Below are 25667 nucleotides of genomic sequence, written 5' to 3' on the forward strand. Positions count from 1 at the left end.
AGCTACACCCTCCGCCGGCGAATCAGCGCCACGACACCCGACAGCGTCAGCCCCAGCAGACCACTGAGCATCAATAGCGGTGCCGGCGTGGCAGTCTGCGGGTAGCCGATACGCTGGTGGGCACTGCCCGCAGGCATCAGTGACGGCACGGCAGATTGCTCCAGGTTCTCTTCCACAGGCCTGGCCGGTGTCTTGTCGGTTGCCACAAAACTGGTATAGGGAGTCACCAATTGGTGTGTCAGGCCCAGGGCCAGCACCTGCTCCCTGGCGTCATCCCCGATCTGGCCTGACAGCCCCTGATCGAGCAACTGGTCAATCTGCGCCCGCGCCCAAAGCCGGTGGATGCCTGTGCCCGACGCAGCCTGATCCAGGGCAAGCCCCCGTTGCCATACCTGGCCGCCAGGCAGCGCGCCGGATACCGCCAGATCACCCTCTGGCGAAGCACCGCGAGCCAGCAGCATCATGGGTTCTCCCAGGTAAAGATCACCAACCCGCGCCGGGAAGTTATCACCGGCATCCACACCGGCCGGCCAGTTCACGTCGATATCCGTCAGCATCGGTGACTGCATCTTGCGGAAAAGGGTATCCAGTTGGCGGGAAACCTCCGACAGATCACTGATGGCGGTATAGGTACCACGGCCAAAACGCGCCGCCTGCCTCATGAAGTGCATATTGGGAGCCGATCCGATACCCACGGTAAACAGCCGGCTGCCGCCCAGTTGGTCACGGATCTGAGCGAACAGGGCCCTTTCGTTGCCCACCGCGCCATCGGTGACAAACACCACCTGGCGCAGGTCGGTGATGGCGGGTTCTGCGTCGCCATCCAGGGCCGCCTCCAGCGCGGAGGCCATCTCGGTGCCGCCATTGGCCTGCAAGCCACGAATATAACGCCGGGCCCGCTCAAGGTTGTCGACACCGGCGGTCACTGGCTGCGGGAACAGGCGACTGGTATGGCTGTTGAACTGAATAACGTTGAAGGTGTCCCCCTGTCCCAGAGTATCCAGCGAGGTCAGCAGAGCTTCCCGGGCCTGCCGGATAGAGGCGCCAGCCATGGAGCCGGAGGTGTCGATCACCAGAATCAGCTCCCGCGTCAGCACCCGGCCACCCTGCTCACCCGGCACCAGCATCGCCAGCAGGTAGTCATCACCCTGCCAGGCCTCATGGAACACCGCAGCCGCCGGCTCCTGCCCCCGTACAGGCTGCCATCGCAGCTGAAAGTCCCGGTCCATGGCCACCGTGCCGGATACCGGAGTGACCCGGATGGTGTCGCCGTCATGCTCATCCGCTACCTGGTGGCTGGGACTGCTCACCTTGCTCACCGGCAGGCCGGCCCGCAATTCTATGCCAATGGTGGCCTCGTGACTGCCGGTCGCCACATCCTCATGGGCGACCTGGGGCGGGGTAATCTGGTGGGCATCCGCCACTTCGGTGGTGGGCACTGCCCAGCCGCCGGTCCATTCCGTCTCTCCCGGCACCTCCGGAACGCCGGGAATATAGCGGGGCGTGAGGGTGGTGGGCAGGCGCAGGCTGAACTCGCCACTGTCGTAGTGCACCAGCTGCTGGTACTTCAGCTCCACGGTCACCGTCTTGCCCGGGGGAATATTGGCCAGGCGGGTGGTGAACAGGTTAGGGCGCTGCTGGTCCACCCGGGCCGCCTGACGACCCTCCTTTTTCGCCTGCTCGTATTCCCGCCGGGCCTGCTCCCGCTCCCGTATCTCACCGACAATGACTCGCTCGTCGGTAGTCATGGTCATGGCGTGAACCGAAGCGTTCTCCGGCAGAGGAAAGGTGTAGACCCCTTCCTGCCATTGATCCGAGGTGTTGCCGAAGCTCTGACGCAACCGGGTTTCAGCAATCAGCCCGGTCACCGTCACCTGGTAGTCGGTGCTGAGCATGGGGGCCGGCACGCGCCCCCGTTCACCCAGGTAATGGAACTCACCGGTGCCTTCCGCCACCTGGCGTTCCGTGGCCTCCACCTCCACGAACAGGGGCTGGACGAACAGCAGCATCAGCATTGCCAGCCACAGGCTGGCCCCCTCAATCCGTCGCACCTGGCGGCGGCTCAGGCGCTGGCCGCGTGGTGACTGGCGATCTTTCCGATACCCCGGTAATGGCTGGCTGGGCAGCATGGTTCAGGTTCCTTTTCTGTTGGACGTTGTATGTACCTGAAACCATTAAACCGAAAGGAAACGTCGATCCCGTGGTGCAATCTGGCCAGGATCCGGCCAGAAAATGATGAATTATGGCAATAGCCGGCAATTAGGCGTCCACCAGCTTGTCCGGCCAACCCGGGATGGTTACATTTGGACCAGGTTTAAAAGGAAGCGGAAACGTTGATGAAGAAACAGATCGTGCTGGTGGAGGATGAACCTGCCATCCGGGAGAATTACCGGGACGCTTTCGAGCGCCGGGGCTACAGCGTGGCGGTATACGGCGATCGCCAGAGTGCCTGGAGCACCCTGAAAACCTCGCTGCCCGACCTGGCGGTGATTGATGTGGGCCTCGGCGACGAACCGGAAGGCGGCTTCGAGCTGTGCCAGGACCTGCGCCGGCTGTCTGCCACCGTGCCCATTATTTTCCTCACGGCCCGCGACAGCGATATCGACTCGGTCCATGGCCTGCGCCTGGGTGCCGACGACTACGTCACCAAGGACATGAGCCTTGACCACCTGCTGGCCCGGGTGACCGCCCTGCTACGACGGGCAGACGCCTGGGCCGAGGCCCTGCAGCAGCCGGACGAAGTGATGACGCGGGGCCGGTTGACCATTAACGTGGACCGCATGACCGTGGCCTGGGACGACCTGCCGGTGGAACTGACGGTCACCGAATTCTGGATGCTCCATGCCCTGGCCCGCCACCCCGGCCACGTGCGCAACCGCGACCAGCTGATGCAGGCAGCCAGTACGGTAATGGACGACAACACGGTCACCTCCCATATCAAGCGCATCCGCCGCAAGTTCCAGCAGCTGGACCCGGATTTCGACGGTATACAGACCGCCTATGGCATGGGCTATCGCTGGCACGCCCGTGAGGTGTAACGCTTGTCCCTGAAACGCCAGCTCTTCCTCGCCAGCCTGCTGATGCTGCTGATCCCCTGGGCGGGATTGCAGTTCGTGCTGGAACTGGACCAGGCCCTGCGGGACCAGTCCACCAGCCAGCTCCAGGCCCAGGCACGACGCATGGCCGAAGTGGCGGCGTCAGAACTCGACGGAGTGGATCCGCTGACTGATGACGACAGCGTCATCTATATCCGCCAGGCGGACCAGCCCATCAAGGCAGATGGCCATGGCGACGACTGGCCCGGCTACGAGGAGGGCGAGCAGCCCTGGCAAACCAATGCCGACGCCGCCGGTGTGCTGGCCTGGCAAGCGTCTGTCCATGGCCGCTACCTGTACCTGATGCTGCGGGTCCAGCGGCCCGATCCACGCTACTTCAACCCCGCCAACCCGGATCAGCCCTATGAGCTCCTGCGGTTACGCTGGCGCTCCGGCAGCCTGGTGACCGAGCGCATCATCCGCACCTCTACCCCCGGCCAGGTGGTGGGACGTTACCCTTTCAACCCGGGGAAACAGGACTACCAGATAAGCGGCGCCTGGCAAAGCCGGGGCGACAGCTACCAGGTGGAATTACGCCTGCCGCGACTGCACCTGGGAGACCAGCTGTCCCTGGAAGTGGTCTGGCCTGATGCGGACAAACCGGAGTTCCTGCACAGTGCGGGCACCCGGCAATACCCGTTACCCGTTGTGACCGGCCGCAACCTGTCACTGGAAGCCAGGCTGAACACGCTGCTCTCGCCCGGCCAACGGGTCCTGCTGAGCGAGCCGGCAGGTTGGCTGATCGCCCGCAGTGCGCAGCCCCTGCCGGACAATGGTCGTGCCTTCGACAATCTGTCGCCGCTGGAGGTAATGGAACAGATCACCCTGAACATGCTGCGCGCCCTGGTCCGTTTTCACCAGCCGGACCCCATGCCTTTCCGGGATGACGAAACCCATTTGCAACAGCCGGATAGCGGAGGTCTGGTGCGGCACCCGGATAACGATGTCTACCTGATGGCAACGGCGCCGCTGGGGGATGGCAGAATGCTGGTTCTGGAACAGTCACTGGAGCAGATACTGGCACTTTCCGGCAACACCCTGGGCTCGGTCATCGCCCGCAGCGTTTTGCTGATCGTCGGCCTGATGCTGGTGCTACTGGGTTATGCCAGCTGGCTGTCCTGGCGCATTGCCCGGTTGCAGCGGGCGGTGAATGCCAGCGTCGACCCCGATGGCCGCATCCTGGCCAGCATTCCACGCAGCAGGGCCCGGGATGAACTGGGGGAGCTCAACCGGCAGTTCAGCCATATGGTGGACCGCCTGCAGGGCTACACCGACTATCTGGAAAGTTTCTCACGACGCCTCTCCCACGAGTTGAAAACGCCGGTGGCGGTGATCCGCTCCTCCCTGGACAACCTGGAGCATGCTGCCACCGAAGACGAACGCACCAGCTATCGGGACCGGGCCCGCCGTGCCACTGACCGGCTCAGCCAGATCCTTCAGGGCATGAGCGAGGCAGCCAGGCTGGAACAGAGCTTCGACCAGGCGGAGCCGGAAAACTTTGACCTTGCCGACGTGATGGCCGAAGCCACCGCCGCCTACCAGAGCCTCGACCCGGACCACCAAATCCGCTACCAGGGCCCCGCCAACGGCTGCCCCATGACCGGCTCTCCGGAACTCATGGTGCAGCTGCTGGACAAGCTGGTGGACAACGCCCGTGACTTCACGCCAGGGGGCGGACAGATCGTGGTCGCCGTGGCCGCGGCCGGACCGGTGTTGCGACTATCGGTATTCAATGAAGGGCCAGGCCTGCCCGAGACCCTGGCCCAGGACATCTTCAATCCGTTCGTGTCCGTGCGGGAAGGCAGCGGCGAGGGTCACCTGGGCCAGGGGCTGCTGATCGTTCGGCTGATTGCCGAACACCATGGCGGCAGCGTACGGGCCGGCAACCATGTCGATCAGGGCCTGGCCGGGGTACGGTTTGAGGTGGATCTGCCAGCAGGCAGTGCTGTCAGCTGAAATCGCCGCTGAACTGGCGGTAGAACTGCTGGGCGGTGCGACCGCTGCGACCGCCCCGGCTGGTGGCAAACCTCATGGCATGCAGATGCAGGGTTGCCCGGTCGGTTACGTCGGGAAACAGGGCATCAATGGCCTGCAGGTAGACGTCCTTGGGGAAGGGGTAAAACGACAACTGCAGCCCGAACCGGTCCGCCAGCGACACCTGCTCCTCAATGGCTTCCGCCGGATGCAGCTCACCGCCTTTCACCTCACTCTGGAGGTTGTCCGACATGAACTCCGGCATCAGGTGGCGACGGTTGGAAGTGGCATAGACCCGCACATTCTCCGGCGGCAGTTCCAGGGAGCCCTCCAGCACACTCTTCAGCGCCTTGTAGCCGGGCTCGCCGGCCTCAAACGACAGGTCGTCGCAATAGATAACGAAGCGCCAGGGCTGTTCAGCAATGTCGTCAACAATTTCCGGCAGGTTCACCAGGTCATCCTTGTCCACCTCGATCATGCGCAGGCCATCCTGGCCATAGCGGTTCAGCAGGGCCTTGATCAGGGACGACTTGCCCGTACCCCGGGAGCCCCACAGCAGGGCGTTGTTGGCGGGCTTGCCGGCCAGGAATCGTTCAGTGTTACGGGCCAGTTCGGCCTGTTGCCGCTCAATGCCCTGCAGCTGGTCCCAACGGACCGGATCGAGGCGACGAATCGCCCTCAGGCCATGACGGTGACGACGCCAGACCGCTGCAGAATGGCTGGCCCAGTCGATCACGGTACCGGTCATTGGTCGGTCGCCCCCTTCGCCCTCGCCAGATAGACGGTATTGGTGGCCTCCCGGTTCTGGAAAGGATTGAAGAAAGACACCACCCGGGCTTCCGGCGCTGCGAAGACCTGCTCCAGCACCTGCAGAAAGTCCTCGTCTGGCGGCTCGTTAGACCACATACCGAACATGCCACCGGGCCTGAGTTGCTGCGCCATACGACCCAGGGACTCGACATTGTAGAAGGTGGCGTTGGATTCGTTCAGCAACGCCCGGGGGGAATGGTCGATATCCAGCAGGACGGCATCGAACAGCCGCCCCGGCTGGCCCGGGTCGAAACCCTGCTGTGGCTCGGCGAGCTCGAAGAAACTGCCGTGGACATAACGGCAGCGCGGGTCATCATTGAGCGCCTGACCCAGGGGCACTTTCTCCTCTTCGTGCCAACGGATCACGGTGCCCAGGGCATCCACCACCAGCAGCTCGCCAACGCGGTCATTACGCAGCGCGGCCTCGGCGGTATAGCCCAGACCCAGGCCACCCACGACCACGGCCAGATCCTCCCCCTGGGTCACTTCCAGGGCCAGATCCGCCAGCGCCACCTCAGCATCCACAAACATACTGGACATGAGGAACTCCTCCCCCAGCTTCACTTCGTAGATGTCCCGGTCACCCAGGGCGGGTATACGGCGACGGCGCAGGGTTATCTCCCCCAATGGTGATGGCTGGCTGTCGATCTGTTCGAACAGAAGACCCATGGTCTGACTCCCGGGCAAAAGCGCCATCTTAGCACCTGTGGGAGGAGAGCTCATGTCGGGAGCAAAGAAAGCGGGCAGGGAAGGACGCTAAAGCCCCTCTCCCGTCAAGGGAGCGGGGCTGCTGAATGGAGACCAGAGAATGGCCGGTCAGGTTATTTATCGACACCAACCGCTTTCGGCACGATACCGGAGGTCATCACACCCCATTTCTTGCCATCCACGTACAGAGGTACGTAGATCACCAGCACGACATTGGTAGTACCCGGCAATACGAAGGTGCCCATGCTCAGATAGGTACACTTGCGCAGGTTTTCCAGCTCCTGCCCGCTTACGGTCATGCGTTTGTGCACACTGCGGGCGGCATCCACCCTCGGGTCGCCGGTCATGGGCTGGGCACTGGCACTGCGGGCAATGGCCAGGTAGCCGTTATTGTCCGTGGGCAGGGTATAGATAATGCCGTCCTTGCCACCCAGGTCCCACTCATCAAGGGTCGGCTGAATGCGCTTGCCCAGGGCATCGGCCCAGCTGGTGTCGAACTTCTGGCCGCCAGTGCCGGGGATTTCCTTGTAGTTGAAATCAAACAGGTTGTAGCCCTCCTTGCGGAGATCCTCCATGATGCCCTGAAGCTGGTCGCGACGATCGAACAGCTTGTTGATCATGCTCTCGAGCGGCCCCTCGCCCAGGTCAAAGCGACACAGGGCCTGAAGTACCAGGTTGGTGTTATCCCGCAGGGCATCGGTCTGGGTATAGATGCTCGACATGCCTTCCCGGATCTGCTCACTGCTGTCCCGGATTTTCGAGGCATGGCTGTGGGTTTCGGTGTTGGTGGCGGTCAGCTGCTCCAGGGAACTGCCCACCATCAGCAGGTCCTCGTGGGCCTGGGTGAAGTCATTCACCATGGCGCCGAACTGGTCGGCGGCGGCGCTGACGGACTCGCCGGCAGTGGCGCTCTGGGTCATGATCGACTGGGCCTGGTTGCCAGCCCCGGACATGGCATTGATCATTTCCTTGAGCAGAGAACCAATCTGGCTGGCGGCTTCGCCAACGCGCACGGACAGGTTGCGCACCTCATCGGCCACGACGGCGAACCCCCGACCCTGTTCACCGGCACGGGCGGCTTCAATGGCTGCGTTCAGTGCCAGCATATTGGTCTGTTCGGAGAAATCCTGAACGGTGCCGAGGATCTTCTGGATCTGGGTGGAGGAGTCTTCCAGCCGGGCAATGTTCTGCTGGAATTCCCCCATGGCATTGTTGATGCTTTCCACCTGGAACCGGGCTTCACCCAGTTGCTGGCTGGATTCCCGGGCCACGTCCAGATTGCGGGTGTTCATGTCGGTAATGGTGCTTGTGCGACCGGAGATATCCTGCAGGGCCGTCGTCGTTTCGTTGCTGGCCTGGAAGATCTGTTCGGACAGGCTCAGCTGGCCCTTGGCCTCCCGGGTAGCGAGTTCCGCCAGCAGACGACTGCGGGCGGAAGACAGGGAGATGCTGATGCTCTGGTGCTGGAAGTCCAGGATCATTTCCCGCAAACGTTTGTTGAACGCCTGCAATGCGCGGGCTTCCTCGGAGTCATCATTGGCTGTCAGGCTTTCCGAAATATCAATCTGCTGGCCGAGGGCCCGCTCGAATACCTGGCTGATGTTCCGGTCCCGGCGAGACTGCATGCCCAGGTACCAGGCCAGCGCCGCCACAGCCACGCCCAGCACGACGGCAATGGTGGCAGCGGTGCCGGAGGCCAGCCATACCACGGCCCCGATCAGCGCCACCTGTAGCACAATCAGTAGTATGGCAACCGGTGACGGCAGCCAGGCACTGGCGCCTGATGATCGGTCGGAGGCCTTGTGATGCCCTTGAGACACCAACCCGGCACTGACGGACGAAGATTGCATGCGTACCCCCCCTGCACAGCAGGAATTGATCTGGAATCAGAGTTTTTCGTTATTGTTGGCATTCCGTGTGGTTCATTGCCGGACCAGACGGCGTTACCGTCACCGGAAAAGCGATGACGATAGATACCTACATTATAAATACCGGCCTTGTCGCATGGGTGTTTTTTAAACAACTGTTTGGATGCTTTTTGTAATCCAAATGCAAAGTGGGTTTTGCAAACCCTCTGTCCGGCTACCAGCTACCGGTGTTTTCCATACTGGCCCATGGTTCAGTTATCGGCAGGGGTTCGTCTTTCTGTAGCAATTCGATGGAGATACCGTCCGGAGACCGCACAAAGGCCATCCGCCCATCCCGGGGTGGCCGATTGATGGTCACGCCGTTTTCCTGCAGGTGTGCGCAAAGGTCGTAGATATTGTCCACCCCGTAGGCAAGATGCCCGAAATTACGCCCCCCGGTGTACGCCTCCGGGTCCCAGTTCCAGGTGAGTTCGATCATCGGGGCGCGGTCTTCCCGGGCGCGCTGCGCGTCTTCCGGCGCCGCCAGGAACACCAGGGTGAAACGGCCCTTCTCCACCTCCTTGCGACTGATTTCCCTGAGCCCGAGCAGGTCGCAGTAAAAGCGCAGGGACTCGTTCAGGTCGCTCACGCGAATCATGGTATGAAGGTATTGCATGATGGCCTCCGGAAGGGGTTGTGAAGTCTTCGGTGAGTATAACGCCCCGGTGGTAACACCACATCTGTGGTATCGGCGCGACGGGACTAGCGCAACTTACAGCTTGGTAAATTGCCAACCATTCGATTCAAGTATGTCCGCCGCTGAGGCAGGATAGCCGATCCGTGGGAGCCGGAAGTCCCCGCGTCGAAAGCCAGCAGGCACCTCGCCTGTGGCCGGCTACGCCAATTCGACCCGTCACAAAACAAGGAAGAGAATACCGATGACTCCAATTCGCTTACTGGCCGTTTCCGTGGTGGTCCTGTTCGCCAGCAGCCTGCTTGCGGCCGGCGCCGGCGCGCACTCCACCCTGAGCGATATCACCGATGACGGCGAAGAGAAAGTCACCCTGCCGGTTGTGCCCGAGAGCAAACTGATCATCCACGCCACCCGGGGGATCGACAAGAGTACCGACGAGGGCACCGTGCAAAGTCTGCCGCTGGCGGTCTTCCTGACCCTGATGACGCCGGAAGAGGTGGTCGAGTGGTATCAGGCCCAATTGCCGGACTACACCGTGATCCAGAGTGACAGCGGCGAGCATGTCCAGATTCTGGAAAGAGCCGGCGACGATACCCGTATCGATGGCCCGGATACCTACCGCATTCCCAATGTTCGCATCCAACCTACCGACGCCCGCACCGCCACCCACATGAAGGGCGCCAAAACCATGCTGCAGGTCTACTATCAGCCCGCGCCGGAGCCCGACTCGGACGAAACGCCTGAGGATGAGTCCTGACACCGGGCACACGACTGCCTTCAATGATCTGCCTGGCTGGAACTGGACTTTCAGGAACTGTCGGTTATTGTCAGGGTCAGTGACGTTACATGCCCTGACCGGAGGCCATCATGGCAGACCAGTGGTCACTCCAGCGGCGACGCCTGCTGCAAGGCCTGGCAGCGGGCGCCGGGTTGGCCGCATGCCCGTTCTCGCTACCCCGGGCACAAGACAGCGGGCCGCTGACCCGTGCGCTGCCAGACACCGACATCATTCTTCCCGGCGTGGGACTGGGTACCTGGATCACCTTCAATGTTGGCGATAACCAGCGTTTGCTGGACAACTGCGCCGACGTGATGACGGCCTTTTTCAGGGATGGTGGCGCCATGATCGACTCCTCCCCCATGTATGGTTCGTCCCAGAACACGGTAGGTTATGGCCTGGATAAACTGGGCGCCCGCGATCAGGTGTTTTCCGCCGACAAGATCTGGACGCGGGACGGAGATGAAGGCCGCGGACAAAGCCGGGCATCCGCCAGGTTGTGGCAGGTGGACCGCTTCGACCTGCTGCAGGTGCACAATCTGGTCAACTGGCAGGCGCATATCGACACCCTCAAGGTCATGAAGGACGAAGGCGCCGTGCGCACCATCGGCATCACCACCTCCCATGGCCGCCGTCACCGGGAGATGGAACGAATCATGGAGAACGAGCCCATCGACTTCGTGCAGCTGACCTACAACCCGGTTGACCGTGAGGCAGAGGATCGTCTGCTGCCCCTGGCCCGCGAGAAAGGTATAGGCGTGATCGTCAACCGGCCCTTCCGCCAGGGCGCCCTGACCAAACGGCTGGCCAGCGAACCCCTGCCGGGCTGGGCCGGCGAGGTGGGTGCGCAGTCCTGGGCGCAACTGATCCTCAAGTTCATTCTGAGCCATCCAGCTGTCACCTGTGCCATACCGGCCACCACCCGGGTGGACCATGTACAGGAAAACCTGGCTGCCGCGACCATGCCCCTGCCCGACCCGGAGCTTCGGGCCCGCATCGCTGACACCATACGCTCCCTGTGATGGACGCTCTGCTGAGCTACCACCCCCGGGATCTGTTGCTGTTCTCCCCCAGGGTGTACTGGGCGCTGGTATCGGGCCACAACGACAGCTGGTGGCCCCTGGCTATGCTGGCGCCGGCGGCCGGGCTGGCGCTGCTCTGGTTGCTGGCTCACCACCCCCGTCGGCACGGGCGGGTTGCTCTGGTCTGTGTTGGCATCGCCTGGTGGTTCGTCACCTGGTCTTTTCTGTGGCAGACGTACCGGGACATCAACTGGGCGATAGACTGGGCCATCGTTCCCTGTGTAATGCTGGGCGGTCTGCTGATGGTGTTCGCCGCAACCACCCGGCCGACCACCCACCGGCCTCACCAGCGCCGAATCGGGCTGACCCTGGTGGTCTGGGGCACACTGGTCCACCCGTTGGGTTTCCTGCTGGATGAGCGAAGCATCCAGGCCGCGGATACCTGGCTACTGTTCCCGGATCCCCTGGCCCTCACCACCCTTGGCGTCGCCCTGAGCACCCTTGGTGGCTGGCGGTTGGCGCTCGCCCTGCCGGTGCCCCTGCTTTGGAGCCTGATCGGTGGCGCGACCCTGCTGGGGCTGGAATCCCCCATCGGCTGGGCGATGCTGGTTACGGCCGGGGCCGCAGTGGCGGGATGGCTGCCGCTAAGTGGCGTATCTCAGAGCCAGCGGGGCACCTGCTGACGATAGCGGCTGTAGGGCTCGCCATAATGCTCTGCCAGCGCGGCCTCCTCCGCCAGCGCCTGACGTCGTATCACCCACACACCCACCAGCAGGCAGATCAGCGAGAACACGCTCGGTAGCGACAGGAAGAAACCGACCTGACCCAGGATAACCGCCAGAAACAGGGGGTTGCGACTGCGCGCGTAGGGGCCCGACGTGAGCAGGTTGGGCGCCTGCTCGCGATCGATCCCGGAACGCCAGTCGGCGTGCATATAGGCCTGAAGGTAACTGGCCAGCCCGAAGGACAAGAGTAAGACCATGACCCCGAGCAGCAGAACAACCGGATGGTAGAGCCAGCCAATAACCCCCAGCCATGGGTCAATGGGCCAAAGGATGCGGAGCAGGCATACCAGCAGGATGGCGGCGCGAAACACGTTGAACAGTTGGCGGTTCCACCAGGTGGCGCTGCCGGTGGTGCCATAGTTGATATGGCTGAACCCCAGGCGGGCATACAGGCCAAGGGCACGACAGGCAAACAGGATACCGATCAGTAGAAAGAAACTGCCCAGAAAATGTCTGGTAAAGAGCTCTGCTGTCATGAACACCGCTGGTCCGGTAAAACTGGATTGGAGATTCCAGAATACCGGACCGGGTACCCACGGGAAAGTCCACCGGAGCCGGAAGACCCCGGCCCCGGAGACATCCGTCTAACGAAGTCCCATACAATTGGCGTAATAGGTGGTCGTCGCCGGCCAGTCGGAGAAAATGCCGATCACACCCACATCCCGGGCCAGCACATCAATCACATTCATCACATCGCCGTCGTTGTTGATGGCGTCGGTCACTGTCTGGTGGTACCAGCCGCCGCCATCGGCCAGCGGACCGCTGCGCTCAACCGTCCAGGCAATCAGGTCCAGGCCGGCGGCGCGGGCATTCTCCGCGTACTCCGACGGTACAATTTCCTGGTGGCCATTGAGGGTGAGCATCTTCCAGAGCGCCGGGGCCAGGATGTTCACACCCCGGGCCTTGAGATCTTCCATGTACGCCAGCGAGGAAGTCTCCGGGGTGATGGCTTCCTGGTCGAGGAACACGGCCTGTTGGCCGAAAGCCGGGGTCTCGTTCACCCAGAACAGCACATCGTCCAGCAGGAAAGACTGGGGCCACACCTCCTGCGGGTCGACACCGGCGTCGATGTAATCCTGGATCATCTGCCGGGCATAGTCCTCCTGCGTATAGCCGCCCTCAAAAGGCATGTCCACCACCGGGGTCTTGAGTTCCGGGGTCATCTTTACGCCCAGGGCCTGGAACAGCTCGATGCTTTCCCGGTGACTGAGCAGCGTGCCCCGGCTGGCGTAAAGGTCGGTGCGCCAGTCAGCGGTGCCGCCGACGTACTCCTCCGGGGTGGTCGCCATGGGATTGAAGGCATCCATCTTGCCTTCCAGCGACTTGAACTCCTCCAGGGTAATGTCGCTGGTGCGGCATTCAGCCTGGGCCGGGGTGCCGGAGGCCGGATCCGCCGGTACAAACGGCTGGGTGCACTTGGCGTTCAGCTCCGGGATGGTCACGATATTGGTGGTGGTGTGCAGGTCATTCTGGGCATGGCGGCAGACCAGCTCACGGTCGGCGGTGAAGGCCACGTCGCATTCCACGATGCCGGCCCCCATGCGGGCCGCCGCCTCATAGGACTCCATGGTGTGCTCCGGGAACTGCAGCGGCGCACCCCGGTGGCCGATGGAGAAATCGGTACGGTGCAGGCGCTTGTTCTCACAGCGCTGCAGCTTTACCTTCAGGGGGCCGTCATCCATGTCATCCACCAGCCAGGCCGGGCGGGGGCCCACCTGAACATTGGCGCGACGGTGTCTGAGGTCGTGCTTCAGTTTCTGAAACTTTTCGTGCAGGTGCTCCAGACGTTCGCCGATCCTGCCATCGTCGTCCTGATACCAGCCCCCGGTGGCGTGGGCAGGCAATGCAACCATAGCGGCCAGCAAAAGGGCCACGCCCGATCTGTGTAGCGTCATGATCTGCTCCTTGTGTGTGCGGAATGCAGGAACAGTATCGGTGTGGCAGATGACATGATCGTGAACCACAGACCGACCGCCGAAGCTATTCTTCCGGCCGCCGGTCACCATGGACAAAGTTGGCCACAAACACCGCCTCGCCATACTGCTCAAAGGCCCACTTCATGGTGTCGGAGAGCACCCGCATAACCTGGTCGTACTCGCCGAATACCTGGGTGCTGATGCGGTTGGCGTGAACCTCCAGGCCACTGCGCTGGAAGCGGTCGATCACGTCGCGGATGGGAGACTTATAATTATCCGTGAACGGGTAGAAACTGAGTTGAACAGACAGATACATGGCCCTCTCCCTGTGAGTTTTCCAGTGGTTGACTCAGCGTAGCACACCTTTGCAGCACTTCCGTTCAGCACTCCAGGGTCTGCTCGCTGAAGCCATTGTCAGGGTCCAGGTAGCGGATGCGGGCGGTATTGAAGTTCAGGTCCACGAACACGTGACAGTAGTAATCACCGTGCCGCCAGGCCATGGCCACGCTGGAACTGTTGGAATAGTTCAGTTCGAAGCGGCCGTCAAAGGCCGGGTACTGGCTGCGGAACCGCATCAGCGTCAGCAGGCGTTTGACCACCGGTTGCTGCACGGCCTCGTCGGTTTCCTCCAGGGAATAGAAATGCCGGTTGATATCCCGTAGCTCGCCGGTCTCGTCCATCAATTCCTGATCGTTACAGCCCGCCAGCAGGCCCACGTAGTAGACTTGGGGAATGCCCGGCGTGAAGAACTGGATCGCCCGGGCTGCAATGTAGGCGTCGTCGTTTTGCATCAGGGCGTCGTAGAAGGTGCAGGTCAGCTGGTAGATGGAACCGACACTGTGGATGTTGGCGGCGGACCGGCGCAGGATCGGGTCCGCACTGCGGGCGTCGATGTTGTCGATCAGGTCCTGGATGGCCTGGTCCGGCAGCACGCCCTCCACGTCGGGAATGCAGATGCCGTCGTGGGTATCCAGCACGGTGATCTGGTTGCGGGGGCACATGCGCAGCCAGTGCTTGAGGTACACGCTATTGGCGGCCATCAGTGAATACAGCACCAGCGGCGGCAACGCAAAACCATAGGGGTGCATGTTGCGACGGCCAATGGCGTACTGATAGCTGGTGTGGTCGTGCACCTCCGGCAGGCATTCAGCGCCATAGTGCTGGGCGGTTTCATTGACCCATTCGAGGATACGGTACACCTCCGGCTCTACCAGGAAGCAACTGGTGCCGATGCGTTTGGTGGTATAGCCAAAGGCGTCCAGCCGCAGCAGCTTGATGCCCTTGCCGGTGAGAAAATGGATGTAGTGTTCCATCAGCTCGTAGGTCTTGTCCGACTCGTAATTCAGGTCGATCTGCCGCTCGGTGAAGGTGCACCAGACCTGACCGGTGCTGCCATCGGCGAAGGTGACATCCCGGAACGGCTCCTTCTCCTTGCGGATATGGATCTTCGCCAGGTCGTCGGGACTGATTTCCCCGAAGGTATGGACATGCACGAACAGGTCGGCGTATTCCGACTCGTAGCCGTGCTTCACGAAATCCAGGAACTCCGGCGACTGGTCGGAAATGTGGTTCACCGTCAGGTCCGCGCAGATGTCGTAATCCTTCGCCAGGCGTTCGATATCCGACCAGTCGCCGTAGGCGGGGTCCACCTCGGTGTGGGTCAGGGGCGAGAAGCCGCCATCGGCGTTGGAGGGGTAGAACGGCAGGATATGGGCGCCACCGATGGCACCCTCCAGATGACGCTCGATAAAGGTGCCCAGGTCCGCCAGGTTACGACCGATCCGGTTGGGGTAGCACATCAGCTGGACGGCATTACGCAGGCTCATTAAAGCTCCCTGTTATTCGGTGGTTTCAGATTCTTTCAGGCGACTGAAGTGAGGGGCTTCACCCGCTTGCCCTGACTGGCCAGTCGCTTTTTTCGGCACTCTCCCACGGCCTCCAGGAATTCCCGGCCCCACAGTTCAATATCATAGTGGCTGACTACCTCGTAGCCTTTCTGCAGGCGGTCCTTGGCCTCGTCCTTCTGCATGGCAAGGGCCAGGTAGCAGGTGCGGGCCATCTCCACCGGATCATGGGGGTTGGTCAGAAGTGCACCCCGCAGTTCCGCCGCTGCGCCGGCAAATTCCGACAGCACCAGCACGCCGCGGCCATCGGTCATGCCCTGGGCGGCCACGTATTCCTTGGCCACCAGGTTGAGCCCGTCCCGCAGCGGCGTAATCCACATCACATCGGCCATGGCGTACCAGGCCACCAGTTCCTCGAACGGGAAGCCCCGGAAGAAAAACTGGATCGGCGTCCAGCCCACCCGGGCGTACTGCCCGTTGATGCGGCCCACCGCCTGCTCGATGTCGGTCTGCAACTGACGGTAGATGGTCATCTCCCGGGCCGCCGGCACGCATACCGTCATCAGGGTGACCTTGCCCACCAGCTCCGGGTGATCCTCCAACAACCGGCCGAAGGCCTCCAGTTTTTCCAGGATGCCCTTGGTGTAATCCAGCCGCTCCACCGACAACACCAGGCGAGTATTGCTCAGCTCGTTGCGCAGGTCTTCCATCCGCTTCTGCACATGCTGCTGTTTCAGGACCTCGCTGACCCGGCCCAGGTCCAGACCCACCGGGTGGGCACCCAGGCCAATCTCCCGGTCATTGACCCGGATGGTGGTGGTCATCTCATCGAGCCCCACCGCACAGCCATAGGTCAGGAATCGTGGTGCGCAGCCGCCACGGTCCACTACCTCCAGGGGAGTCACGCCCCGGGCCACATCCACGAAGTTCTCCGCCTGGCGGGGAATATGGAAGCCGATGTAGTCACACTGCAGCAGGCTGCCGACAATCTCCCGGCGCCAGGGCAGCACGTTGAACACGTCCGCCGAAGGGAAATAAGTATGGTGGAAGAACGCAATGGTCAGGTCCGGTCGCAGCTCCCGCAGGAACGCCGGCACCATCCACAGGTTATAGTCGTGCACCCAGACCACGGCGTTTTCCGAGGCTTCCGCCGCGGTGCGCTCGGCAAATAGCCGGTTCACCTTGAGGAACACCTGCCAGTGGTCCTCCCGGAACGTGGCCCGCTCCCAGAAGGTGTGCAGGGTTGGCCAGAAGGCCTCCTTGGAAAACCGCTTGTAGAAGATATCCACGTCGTCCTTGGTCAGCTGCACCCGCGCTGCCCGCAACCGGGCGTAACGGCTGGTGTCCACCTCGGTGTGGGTCTCGAAGGCACCCAGGGCCGGGTCGTGTACTGACCAGGCCACCCAGGAGCCGGCCTTGCCGTCGGCAAAGAAGCTCAACAGGGTGGGAATGATGCCGTTGGGGGATGTGGGACGACGACGTACCAGGGTGCCGTTCTCCGCCACCTCCTCGTAAGGCAGGCGGTGATAGACGATGACCAGGTCGGACTTGCCGGGCTTGAGGATATCCCGCGCTTCGGCCGCCAACCCCTGCGGACCCAGGAAGCCGAAGTGGCCGATGGCCTCGAGAATACCGCCACAACCGGACAGGGTGGCGTGGTAGACCCGGGCACGGCTTTCCGTGGCGTCCAGCAGGCCCGGCTCTGACTCGCCCACGCAGACACCGATAAAGCCCTGCTCGAACATGGACAGGTCATTGAGGGTGTCGCCGGCCACCAGCACATTTTCCGGGTCCGCGCCCAGGTGGTTCACCAGGTCCCGCAGGGTACGACCCTTGTTGACGTCCGGCGGCAGTACGTCCAGGTACAGGCCGGCGGAATACAGCAGGTCACAGGACAGTTCCTTCACCGCCGCCAACACCTCGTCGGTCACCGCGTCCGGTTCGCACAGGAAGGAACAGCGGCGTTCCTGGGGGACTTCCTGACGGCTCAGGCCGTCAAACGCGGCCATCACGTCTTCCACCACGTGCTCACCGGGCCAACGCTTCTCGATCTCCGCCTGGATCTCGATAATCGGCTGCTGGGTCTCCCCTTCCACCACGGTACAACCCACATCGCAGATAATGTAATCCGGCTGCGGCAGGGTCGGGTCCGCCAGCAGCGGCAGCACCGACTCCAGACCGCGGCCAGTCACGTAGACCAGGGTCAGGTCAGGGTGGGTGGAAATGAGTTGGTAGAGTTTCAGGCGATTTTCCGGATCGCCGGCGAGAAAGGTTCCGTCCAGATCAGTGGCAAGTATCACGTTCACTCCCGGCCATGCGGCCTCGGTTGTAGGGTGAGTCCTTATCCCGGGAGGTGCAGGTTCTGTGCCGGTGACCGGTTTTTCGCACGCTTTTCAAGCACTAGGCCTGACTCCCTTGCCTCACCCCCGAGTCAGAGCCGAGACGGAGCACCTTTTCGCACCAAAATGGTGCAATATCGCCATCTAATCGTGTGCCCGTTCCTTGACCCGGTCCGGGCAGGCTATATAGTGACGGGTCCGGGATAAGGAGATGCAGTACATGGAAGACAAGAGCCAGTTTCGCCTGCTGTCCGAGCGACGGTTCCTGCCCTTTTTTCTGACCCAGTTCGCTGGCGCCTTCAACGATAACCTGTTCAAGAACGCCCTGCTGCTGATCGTCACTTACAGCGCCGCCGGCCTGCTGGGGATGCCGCTGGATGTGATCACCAACCTGGCGGCCATGCTGTTTATCCTGCCGTTCTTCCTGTTCTCGGGTATTGCCGGGCAGGTGGCGGACCGCTACGAAAAGTCCTCGGTCATCCGCTGGATCAAGCTGGCGGAGGTGGTGATCATGGGGCTCGCTGCCATAGGCCTGTGGTACGGCTGGTACGAGGTCCTGCTCCTGCTGCTATTTCTGACCGGCACCCAGTCCGCCTTCTTCGGGCCGGTGAAGTACGCCATCCTGCCCCAGGTACTGAAGGACAAGGAACTGGTGGGTGGCAACGCCCTGGTGGAAACGGGCACCTTCGTTGCCATCCTGCTGGGCACCCTGGTGGCCGGGGTGATGATGAAATGGCCTCAGGCGCAGCAACTGGTGGCGGTGGCCGTGGCCCTGCTTGCCGTTGCCGGACTGATCTCCGCCCTGCTGATTCCGAAGGCACCGGCGGCGGCACCGGATCTGAAAGTCTCCCTGCACCCGCTGCGGGAAACCTGGAAACTGATGGCCATCGCCCGGGAGAACCACAACGTCTTCCTCAGCATCCTGGCGATCTCCTGGTTCTGGTTCCTGGGGGCCGCCTACCTGACCCAGTTCCCGAGCTTTGCCAAGTCCGACCTGATGGGTGACGAAACCGTCGTCACCCTGCTGCTGGCGATTTTCACCATTGGCGTGGCCGCCGGCTCCATCGCCTGCGAGCGCCTGTCCGGGCACCGCATAGAACTGGGCATCGTGCCCATCGGTTCCCTGGGCCTGAGCCTGTTCGGCCTCGACCTGTACCTGAACATGCCCGAGCAGCCCATCCCCTCGGACTGGTGGATGATCCTGACCGACGCCTACTACCGCCAGGTGGCGATTGATCTGCTGGCCATCGGCATCTTCGGCGGACTGTTTATCGTGCCCCTGTATGCCTTTGTGCAGCGGGAAACCGCGCCGGACAAGCGCGCCCGGGTAATCGCCGCCCTCAACGTGTTCAACGCCCTGTTCATGGTGGCGAGCGCGCTACTGGGCATATTGATGCTGGGCCTGTTCGGGCTGAGCATTCCCGAATTCTTCCTGGTGCTGGCGATCATGAACCTGGCGGTTGCCGCCTTCGTGTACCAGCAGGTGCCCGAGTTCGCCCTGCGCTTCGTGATCTGGGTGTTGTCCCATACCATCTACCGGGTACAGCACCACGACCTTGACCGCATACCAGAAGATGGCCCGGCGCTGCTGGTGTGCAACCATGTGTCGTATATGGATGCCCTGGTCATTGCCGGTGCCGTACGCCGCCCGGTACGTTTCGTGATGGACTACCAGATCTTCTCGACGCCGGTGATCGGCACCTTCTTCCGCCTGGCCAAGACCATTCCCATCGGCCCGAAATCGAAGGTTCCCGACATCTACGAGACGGCCTTCGACCGTATTGACGAGGAACTGGCCGCAGGCAACGTGGTGTGTATTTTCCCGGAGGGCAAGCTGACCCGGGATGGTGAGATCAACCCCTTCAAGTCCGGCGTCGATATGATCCTGGAACGCCGGCCGGTGCCGGTGGTGCCCATGGCCCTGCAAGGACTGTGGGGCAGCTTTTTCAGCAATTGTGGCGGGCCGGCCTTCGGGCATATTCCGAAGCGGTTCTGGTCCAGGATCCATTTGCGGGCGGGTGACCCGGTACCACCGGAACAGGCATCGGCCCCTGTTCTGGAACAGCAGGTTCGCGCCCTGAGGGGAGATCAGCTCTGATCCGCTGGGTTCTTTGAGTGGCGGGCCGCCTGTGGCCAGCCAGAGGGCACCACAAAGGTGCGTGCCGTCTCTTGCCACAGGCCGGTGTCCGGGGTTTCTTCCAGGGCGGCAAACAGTCGTGGCCGGTATTGTTCCTCCACGCTGGCCAGGGCAGCGATTGATATAGCCGGGTCTGGCGCCTCTACCTGCCACCAGGGGCCCAGCCAGTGGGGTTTGTGCAGTGGCACCCAGTGGCGGGTGTCCATGTTTTCGGTGTCATGGTGATAGAGCCAGTGCCCACGCAGATGATCCCGGGGCACAAAATCCGGCAGGTTGACCACCTGACCAGTGGGATAGAACAGGTAGCCGGGCATGAAAACCCTTGGCACCACCGGCCCATCGATACCCAGGCCTGACAGCAGGGCCCGGGTTTCCGGCCGCTCGCCCTGCTGGCTCTGGTGGTCCAGTAGCCGGTGCACCTTCACGTCCAGCCGGTCGCGGCTGTTGGGGCCGTACCACAAGGCGCCCGCCTCTTCCCCGCTGTCATAGCCCAGGTAGAACTTCACCGCAATCTCGTGATGCTCCACCGCGCCGGTGTGGGGATTACGCAGCACGAAATCCAGCTCACCCAGGGTACGCCCGCCCGCGTCCCGTATCGGCAGGTTCTTCGCGAGTAGCGTCCAGCCCATTAGCTCCGTCAGCACGCATTCGTAGAGTCGTTCAAAATAGTAGCCCAGGCGGGGATTGGCGGGTTCTGCCAGGGCGGCCGGGCGGGTTTCCGGGTCTGCCGCCCAACCTGACAGCCGCACGTGCCAGTCCTGCGGCAGGTAGTCCGCCAGGGGAAAGGTCACCGGGCTGTCGAGAAGCTGGGGGCCTGGCATAGCCAGGCCAGGTGGTTGGCGGGATGCCACTGGTGCACGGCAGTCTCTCTTGCGTGGATGACCGTTACCACGATACCAGCAGTGCGGTACCGGCCCAAATCCCCACCAGCGCCAGGTAGATCCCCGGATGGATACCGGTGATCCGCTCCTGCAGGCGTGTCAGTAGTGAACGCTTGCCCAGGGTCACCTTCTCATTGCTGCCCATCAGGCGCTTGAACTGGGAGGCAGTCTGCTCCGGGTGGAACACCAGCCGGTCTTTGGCGGCCCGGCCCACCAGCACCATGCCACGGTCATCAACGCTGACCAAGGACGGGGTGAGTAACTCGCCGAGTGGATTGGGAATAATGCGGCTTTCGCCGCTCTGCCAGACACTCACCAGGCTGTTGGTGGTGCCGAGATCGATGCCTACTACTGCCATGCGTCCGTCCTTGTGTGGGAGCCACTGAGCTGGCCCCGTATAGATCCTTAAGTTGTAATAGCGAAATATACCCAAGCCGGACGGACGGAAAAACGGGGCGTTTCAGAGTGAAGGGCAAAAAGGTGAATTCATGTGTCTAGTTATGTGATGCACCATCCATGGCGATTTCGGGGAAACTGAGCAACTCCGCTTCCAGATGTGCGAACAGCTCACTGGAGTTGGGGTGGGGCCAACAAGCCCAGCTCATCGGGACAGGATGCCATAGCTTCCAGGTAGAGGTTTGTTTGCGGATTGGATTGAGCAAAGAACCGACGGGACAACAATGCCGACCAGCAGAGAGCGCATCGGCACACAGGCTGGCGGCACCGGATAAACAGGGGGAACTCGATGGCTAATGTCCCGTCTGGCCAGTTAAAGGAGCATTCGTCGAACATCGCCCAGCAATTTCCCCACCAGGGTGGTAAAACGAGCCGCATCAGCACCGTTTACCGCTCGGTGGTCATAAGACAGGGATAAAGGCAGCATCTGCCGCGGCTCAAAAGATTCTCCGTTGAAGCGAGGCTGCCAGTCAGAACGGGAAACGCCAAGTATGCCAACTTCTGGGGTATTAACGATCGGAGTAAAGCCGCTCCCACCAATACCGCCCAGACTAGACAAGGTGAAGCACCCACCCTGCATCTGGTCTGGCTTCAGCTTGCGATCCCGAGCCAACGTCGCCAGCTCGGTCAACTCCTCGGCCAAAGCCCACAGGTTCTTGCAATCCACATCCCGAACCACTGGCACCATCAGCCCCTCGGGGGTATCCACCGCCACGCCGATATGCACGTAGTGCTTGTAAACCAACTCATTTCGCTCGATATCCAGGGAGACATTGAACTGGGGATAGGCCCGCAAGGCATAGGCAATGGCCTTGAGCAGGAATGGCACCAGGGTAAGTTTCAGCCCCTTCCGTTCAGCTTCACTCTTTTGTGCCTTGCGAAAACTTTCCAGAGCGGTGATGTCGGCATGATCGAACTGGGTAACGTGCGGAACATTCAGCCAGCTGCGATGCATGCTCTTCGCCGTGGCCTGATGAAGGCGGCTCATCGGTGCCCGTTCCACCGGGCCGAACGCAGCGAAATCAGGCAGCTTGACCTCCGGCAAGGTGCCGGCGACCCTTTCGGCCTTCTCCATCTGAGCGCGCACGAACGCTTCCAGGTCGTCCTTCAGAAGCCGTCCGCGAGGCCCACTCCCGGTCACTTTATCCAGCGGAACGCCCAGTTCCCGGGCCAACTTTCGTACGGCGGGCCCGGCGTAAACCATTGACTCTTTCGCCGGACTACCCGGAAGCTCATGGCCGGATCTGGCCGGTTCCGAACGGGCGGGTGGTTCCGGTGCCGGCTCTGGCATGCTGACCGTCGGCTGCCCGGTTTCGGGCAATGCCGATTGTGCGTTTGACTGCTGCCCCCCGTCACTGTCGTTCTTCTCCGACACCTCACCCTCGGCGGGTTCGAGCATCAGCATCAGGTCGCCGGTCTTGACCTGGTCGCCGACGGACACATTCAGGGACTGTACCTTGCCAGCGCCGCTGGCTGGTATTTCGATGGTGGCCTTGTCGGACTCAACCACCACAACCGAATCGTCCACCGACAACATCTGTCCGGGCTCGACGCAAAGCTCAATCACCTCCGCCTCACCGGGGCCGCCCAAATCGGGTACATTCATCTCAATAGCGGACATGGCAACCTCCTCAAACGTGTGGCGGGTAGGGCTTGTCGGCGTCCAGGCCGAACTGCTCCAGGGCTCGGGTCACCTGAGCCGGCTCGATCAGGCGCTGACGCCCAAGAGCTTCAAGGGCTTTGATCACGATGCTGTAGCGGTCCACTTCAAAATGGCGCCGTAGCTTGTCGCGGGTATCGCTACGCCCGAAGCCGTCTGTACCCAGCACGTAGTATTGCGCCGGCACATAGGCCCGGATCTGGTCTGCATACAGGCGCATATAGTCGGTAGCAGCGATGCAAGGACCGGAGGCTGGTTCCAGGCACTCCGTGACGTAGGACTTACGCTCCGGCGCCTCCGGATGGAGGCAATTCCAGCGTTCGCACTGGTAGCCGTCCCGGGCCAGCTCGGTGAAACTGGTAACGCTCCAGACGTCGGCCTGAACTCCGAACTCTTCGGCCAGCAGGTCCTTGGCCGCCAGAGCTTCGTGAAGAATGGCCCCGGAACCCATGAGTTGTACCCGGTGGCCGTCGCCGTCGGCGGAAGCCACCCGGTAAAGTCCACGCACGATGCCGTCCTCCACACCGTCGGGCATGGGCGGCTGGGGATGGTTTTCGTTAAGCAGGGTCAGGTAATAATAGATGTTCTCGTCCTCTGCATACATCCGACGCAGGCCGTCCTGGATGATCACCGCCACCTCATAGGCAAAGGCGGGATCGTAGGAGATGCAGTTAGGCACCGTACTCGACAGGACGTGGCTGTGGCCGTCCTGATGCTGCAGCCCTTCCCCGTTCAGTGTCGTGCGCCCGGCGGTCCCACCCAGCAGGAAGCCCCGGCTGCGCATATCGCCAGCCGCCCAGCACAGGTCGCCCACCCGCTGGAAACCGAACATGGAATAGAACAGATAGAAGGGAATCAGCGTACAACCATTGGTGCTGTATGACGTTGCCGCGGCGATCCAGGTGGACATGGCCCCAGCCTCGTTGATGCCTTCCTGAAGGATCTGCCCCTGCTGGTCTTCCTTGTAGTACATCACCTGATTCCGGTCGTTGGGCGTGTACTTCTGTCCTTCGCTGGTATAGATACCGAGCTGGCGGAACATGCCCTCCATGCCGAAGGTGCGCGCTTCGTCCGGCACGATGGGGACGACGTGACTGCCTATCTCCTTGTCCTTGACCAGAAGCCCGAGCAACCGCACACAGGCCATGGTCGTTGAGATGGCACGCTCGCCAGTGCCCTTTAGCAAGGGCTCGAAGGTATTCAGGGACGGAACCGGAATCGCCTCCAACTCACGCCGCCGCCGCGGCATTGAGCCACCCAGCGCTTCCCGGCGCTGCCTCAGGTACTTCATTTCCGGGCTGTCGGGATCCGGCCGGTAATAAGGCAATTCCGCCAGTTCGTCATCCTTGAACGGCAGGCCGTAGCGGTCACGAAAGGCCTTCAGGGTATCCAGATCCAGCTTCTTCAACTGGTGCGCCGTGTTCTGGGCCTGGCCCTGTTCGCCGAAGCCATATCCTTTGATGGTGTGGGCCAGAATCACTGTGGGTTGGCCCTTGTGATGAACCGCGCGGTGATAGGCGGCATAGACCTTGTAGGGATCGTGGCCACCCCGATTGAGGCGATAGATGTCATCATCACTCAGGTGCTCGACCCGCTTCTTGAGCTCCGGATCACGTCCGAAGAAGTGTTCTCGCACATGGCCGCCACCGTTAGACTTGAAGTTCTGCATCTCGCCATCAACTGTCTCGTCCATGACCTTCTGCATACGACCATCGGTGTCCTTTTCGAACAGCGGATCCCAGTGTCGACCCCAGACCACCTTTATGACGTTCCAACCGGCGCCACGGAAGTTGCCTTCCAATTCCTGCATGATCTTGCCATTGCCCCGAACAGGTCCGTCCAGACGTTGCAGATTGCAATTGACCACGAAGATCAGATTGTCGAGCTTTTCGCGACCGGCCAGGCCAATGGAGCCCAGGGATTCCGGCTCGTCGCACTCGCCATCGCCGATAAAACACCAAACTTTACGCTCGCCCTTCTCAGCTAACCCCCGGCAATCCAGGTACTTCATCATGTGGGCCTGGTAGATGGCCTGGATGGGCCCCAGTCCCATGGAAACCGTAGGAAATTGCCAGTAATCCGGCATCAGCCAAGGATGAGGGTAGGAAGAAAGCCCGTCACCATCCACTTCCTGTCTGAACCGGTCGAGGTGCTTTTCATCGAGACGCCCTTCGAGATACGAGCGGGCATAGAGGCCAGGTGAAGAGTGGCCCTGGAAATAGACCAGATCCCCTTCACGTTCATCATTCCCGGCATGAAAGAAATGGTTGAAGCCAACATCCAGAAGAGTCGCGATCGAGGCAAAACTGGAAATATGGCCGCCCAGATCCGCCTCGCGCCGGTTGGCCCGCATGACCATCGCCAAGGCGTTCCAACGAATCAGGGAGCGGATGCGACGCTCCATGAACAGATCACCCGGCATGGGAGCCTCTGCGTGGGGCGGAATCGTATTACGGTAGGGGGTAACACTGTGATCAGGCAGCGCATAGCCAGCCTGGATCGCGTGTTCAGACAGCCGCTTCAGCAGGAAGCTGGCACGCCCGTCCCCCACATGCTGGCTGACGGATGTCAACGCGCTCAGCCATTCATGGGTTTCAACGGGATCGATATCGACAGACATAGGCTACTCCAGATCCAATGGAATGGAACCGGCCCTCACTTGCAGCCGGCACAACGACAACGCAGCAACCGGCGTTTTTTGCCGGGCTGCGCGCCCTGGAG

Annotated in this window: 20 protein-coding genes; 6 read left to right on the forward strand and 14 right to left on the reverse strand. The window is 61.8% G+C overall.

The genetic code is table 11. The features are described from left to right. Window positions 1-2: 2 nt before the first annotated feature. Complete coding sequence (locus ACFOZ5_RS13110) at window positions 3-2129, reverse strand: marine proteobacterial sortase target protein (RefSeq protein WP_379888029.1); 2127 nt, start codon at window positions 2127-2129, stop codon at window positions 3-5. A gap of 207 nt (window positions 2130-2336) precedes the next feature. On the opposite strand from ACFOZ5_RS13110, the gene pdsR reads away from it, so the two are divergent. Together pdsR and ACFOZ5_RS13120 are read left to right on the forward strand one after the other, a co-directional pair. Then, window positions 2337-3038 (forward strand): proteobacterial dedicated sortase system response regulator, encoded by a 702-nt coding sequence (pdsR, locus tag ACFOZ5_RS13115; protein WP_379888031.1) that lies wholly within the window; start codon window positions 2337-2339, stop codon window positions 3036-3038. 3 nt (window positions 3039-3041) lie between these two features. Next, the gene (locus ACFOZ5_RS13120) at window positions 3042-5051 is read left to right on the forward strand and encodes an ATP-binding protein (protein WP_379888033.1); all 2010 of its coding nucleotides are present in this window, start codon (window positions 3042-3044) and stop codon (window positions 5049-5051) included. Here the strand turns inward: ACFOZ5_RS13120 and ACFOZ5_RS13125 are convergent. From ACFOZ5_RS13125 to ACFOZ5_RS13140, 4 genes are all read right to left on the reverse strand, one after another. Next, window positions 5044-5817 carry an ATP-binding protein gene (locus ACFOZ5_RS13125; RefSeq protein ID WP_379888035.1) on the reverse strand — a complete coding sequence of 258 codons (774 nt, stop codon included), beginning with the start codon at window positions 5815-5817 and terminating at the stop codon, window positions 5044-5046. The two genes, ACFOZ5_RS13120 and ACFOZ5_RS13125, sit on opposite strands and share 8 nt — an antisense overlap. Beyond that, a complete protein-coding gene (locus ACFOZ5_RS13130; protein WP_379888037.1) occupies window positions 5814-6548 on the reverse strand; it encodes a spermidine synthase in 735 nt (244 codons plus the stop codon). The genes ACFOZ5_RS13125 and ACFOZ5_RS13130 overlap by 4 nt, the downstream gene beginning before the upstream one ends. Before the next feature lie 152 nt (window positions 6549-6700). Then, window positions 6701-8437 (reverse strand): methyl-accepting chemotaxis protein, encoded by a 1737-nt coding sequence (locus tag ACFOZ5_RS13135; RefSeq protein WP_379888039.1) that lies wholly within the window; start codon window positions 8435-8437, stop codon window positions 6701-6703. A 232-nt stretch (window positions 8438-8669) separates the two neighbouring features. Next, the gene (locus tag ACFOZ5_RS13140) at window positions 8670-9110 is read right to left on the reverse strand and encodes a VOC family protein (protein WP_379888041.1); all 441 of its coding nucleotides are present in this window, start codon (window positions 9108-9110) and stop codon (window positions 8670-8672) included. Window positions 9111-9372: 262 nt separating this feature from the next. Between ACFOZ5_RS13140 and ACFOZ5_RS13145 the strand changes: the two genes are divergently transcribed. The 3 genes from ACFOZ5_RS13145 (at window position 9373) to ACFOZ5_RS13155 (ending at window position 11611) form a co-directional block, all read left to right on the forward strand. Next, window positions 9373-9885 (forward strand): hypothetical protein, encoded by a 513-nt coding sequence (locus ACFOZ5_RS13145; RefSeq protein ID WP_379888043.1) that lies wholly within the window; start codon window positions 9373-9375, stop codon window positions 9883-9885. A 110-nt stretch (window positions 9886-9995) separates the two neighbouring features. Continuing rightward, window positions 9996-10928 (forward strand): aldo/keto reductase, encoded by a 933-nt coding sequence (locus ACFOZ5_RS13150; protein WP_379888045.1) that lies wholly within the window; start codon window positions 9996-9998, stop codon window positions 10926-10928. After that, on the forward strand, window positions 10928-11611 hold the full coding sequence (locus ACFOZ5_RS13155) for a DUF6064 family protein (protein ID WP_379888047.1): 684 nt from the start codon (window positions 10928-10930) through the stop codon (window positions 11609-11611). Before ACFOZ5_RS13150 ends, ACFOZ5_RS13155 begins: the two co-directional genes overlap by 1 nt. Here ACFOZ5_RS13155 and ACFOZ5_RS13160 read toward each other — a convergent pair. The 5 genes from ACFOZ5_RS13160 to ggpS form a co-directional block, all read right to left on the reverse strand. Further along, window positions 11587-12189, reverse strand: a complete 603-nt coding sequence (locus ACFOZ5_RS13160) for a methyltransferase family protein (protein ID WP_379888049.1) — start codon at window positions 12187-12189, stop codon at window positions 11587-11589. The two genes, ACFOZ5_RS13155 and ACFOZ5_RS13160, sit on opposite strands and share 25 nt — an antisense overlap. A 108-nt stretch (window positions 12190-12297) precedes the next feature. Next, on the reverse strand, window positions 12298-13608 hold the full coding sequence (locus ACFOZ5_RS13165; protein WP_379888051.1) for a glycerophosphodiester phosphodiesterase family protein: 1311 nt from the start codon (window positions 13606-13608) through the stop codon (window positions 12298-12300). A gap of 85 nt (window positions 13609-13693) precedes the next feature. Beyond that, complete coding sequence (locus ACFOZ5_RS13170; protein WP_379888053.1) at window positions 13694-13945, reverse strand: YkoF family thiamine/hydroxymethylpyrimidine-binding protein; 252 nt, start codon at window positions 13943-13945, stop codon at window positions 13694-13696. Between the two features lie 64 nt (window positions 13946-14009). Further along, entirely contained in the window at window positions 14010-15455 is a 1446-nt protein-coding gene (gtfA, locus tag ACFOZ5_RS13175; protein ID WP_379888055.1) for a sucrose phosphorylase, read from the reverse strand. Between the two features lie 35 nt (window positions 15456-15490). Next, window positions 15491-17773 (reverse strand): glucosylglycerol-phosphate synthase, encoded by a 2283-nt coding sequence (ggpS, locus tag ACFOZ5_RS13180; RefSeq protein WP_379888057.1) that lies wholly within the window; start codon window positions 17771-17773, stop codon window positions 15491-15493. Window positions 17774-18032: 259 nt separating this feature from the next. Between ggpS and ACFOZ5_RS13185 the strand changes: the two genes are divergently transcribed. After that, window positions 18033-19910: an MFS transporter gene (locus tag ACFOZ5_RS13185; RefSeq protein WP_379888059.1), complete on the forward strand. Its 1878-nt coding sequence runs from the start codon at window positions 18033-18035 to the stop codon at window positions 19908-19910. Here ACFOZ5_RS13185 and ACFOZ5_RS13190 read toward each other — a convergent pair. The 4 genes from ACFOZ5_RS13190 to aceE form a co-directional block, all read right to left on the reverse strand. Then, window positions 19901-20770, reverse strand: a complete 870-nt coding sequence (locus tag ACFOZ5_RS13190; RefSeq protein WP_379888061.1) for a DUF1853 family protein — start codon at window positions 20768-20770, stop codon at window positions 19901-19903. The two genes, ACFOZ5_RS13185 and ACFOZ5_RS13190, sit on opposite strands and share 10 nt — an antisense overlap. A 64-nt stretch (window positions 20771-20834) precedes the next feature. Continuing rightward, window positions 20835-21188 (reverse strand): Hsp70 family protein, encoded by a 354-nt coding sequence (locus ACFOZ5_RS13195; RefSeq protein WP_379888063.1) that lies wholly within the window; start codon window positions 21186-21188, stop codon window positions 20835-20837. A gap of 411 nt (window positions 21189-21599) precedes the next feature. Continuing rightward, window positions 21600-22907 carry a 2-oxo acid dehydrogenase subunit E2 gene (locus ACFOZ5_RS13200; protein WP_379888065.1) on the reverse strand — a complete coding sequence of 436 codons (1308 nt, stop codon included), beginning with the start codon at window positions 22905-22907 and terminating at the stop codon, window positions 21600-21602. 10 nt (window positions 22908-22917) lie between these two features. After that, a complete protein-coding gene (aceE, locus tag ACFOZ5_RS13205) occupies window positions 22918-25566 on the reverse strand; it encodes a pyruvate dehydrogenase (acetyl-transferring), homodimeric type (protein WP_379888068.1) in 2649 nt (882 codons plus the stop codon). Window positions 25567-25667: the final 101 nt, after the last annotated feature.

The sequence above is a fragment of the Marinobacter lacisalsi genome, assembly GCF_042651045.1.
GTDB lineage: Bacteria > Pseudomonadota > Gammaproteobacteria > Pseudomonadales > Oleiphilaceae > Marinobacter > Marinobacter lacisalsi.

Excerpts from the sequence above, each read along its gene's own strand:
- ACFOZ5_RS13140 (WP_379888041.1), bottom strand. The coding sequence starts at position 9,110 with ATGCAATACCTTCATACCATGATTCGCGTGAGCGACCTGAACGAGTCC.
- ACFOZ5_RS13190 (WP_379888061.1), bottom strand. The coding sequence starts at position 20,770 with ATGCCAGGCCCCCAGCTTCTCGACAGCCCGGTGACCTTTCCCCTGGCG.
- ACFOZ5_RS13145 (WP_379888043.1), top strand. The coding sequence starts at position 9,373 with ATGACTCCAATTCGCTTACTGGCCGTTTCCGTGGTGGTCCTGTTCGCC.
- ACFOZ5_RS13135 (WP_379888039.1), bottom strand. The coding sequence starts at position 8,437 with ATGCAATCTTCGTCCGTCAGTGCCGGGTTGGTGTCTCAAGGGCATCAC.
- ACFOZ5_RS13200 (WP_379888065.1), bottom strand. The coding sequence starts at position 22,907 with ATGTCCGCTATTGAGATGAATGTACCCGATTTGGGCGGCCCCGGTGAG.
- ACFOZ5_RS13165 (WP_379888051.1), bottom strand. The coding sequence starts at position 13,608 with ATGACGCTACACAGATCGGGCGTGGCCCTTTTGCTGGCCGCTATGGTT.
- aceE (WP_379888068.1), bottom strand. The coding sequence starts at position 25,566 with ATGTCTGTCGATATCGATCCCGTTGAAACCCATGAATGGCTGAGCGCG.
- ACFOZ5_RS13130 (WP_379888037.1), bottom strand. The coding sequence starts at position 6,548 with ATGGGTCTTCTGTTCGAACAGATCGACAGCCAGCCATCACCATTGGGG.
- ACFOZ5_RS13170 (WP_379888053.1), bottom strand. The coding sequence starts at position 13,945 with ATGTATCTGTCTGTTCAACTCAGTTTCTACCCGTTCACGGATAATTAT.
- ACFOZ5_RS13185 (WP_379888059.1), top strand. The coding sequence starts at position 18,033 with ATGGAAGACAAGAGCCAGTTTCGCCTGCTGTCCGAGCGACGGTTCCTG.
- ACFOZ5_RS13150 (WP_379888045.1), top strand. The coding sequence starts at position 9,996 with ATGGCAGACCAGTGGTCACTCCAGCGGCGACGCCTGCTGCAAGGCCTG.
- ACFOZ5_RS13125 (WP_379888035.1), bottom strand. The coding sequence starts at position 5,817 with ATGACCGGTACCGTGATCGACTGGGCCAGCCATTCTGCAGCGGTCTGG.
- pdsR (WP_379888031.1), top strand. The coding sequence starts at position 2,337 with ATGAAGAAACAGATCGTGCTGGTGGAGGATGAACCTGCCATCCGGGAG.
- ACFOZ5_RS13160 (WP_379888049.1), bottom strand. The coding sequence starts at position 12,189 with ATGACAGCAGAGCTCTTTACCAGACATTTTCTGGGCAGTTTCTTTCTA.
- ACFOZ5_RS13195 (WP_379888063.1), bottom strand. The coding sequence starts at position 21,188 with ATGGCAGTAGTAGGCATCGATCTCGGCACCACCAACAGCCTGGTGAGT.
- ACFOZ5_RS13110 (WP_379888029.1), bottom strand. The coding sequence starts at position 2,129 with ATGCTGCCCAGCCAGCCATTACCGGGGTATCGGAAAGATCGCCAGTCA.
- ACFOZ5_RS13155 (WP_379888047.1), top strand. The coding sequence starts at position 10,928 with ATGGACGCTCTGCTGAGCTACCACCCCCGGGATCTGTTGCTGTTCTCC.
- gtfA (WP_379888055.1), bottom strand. The coding sequence starts at position 15,455 with ATGAGCCTGCGTAATGCCGTCCAGCTGATGTGCTACCCCAACCGGATC.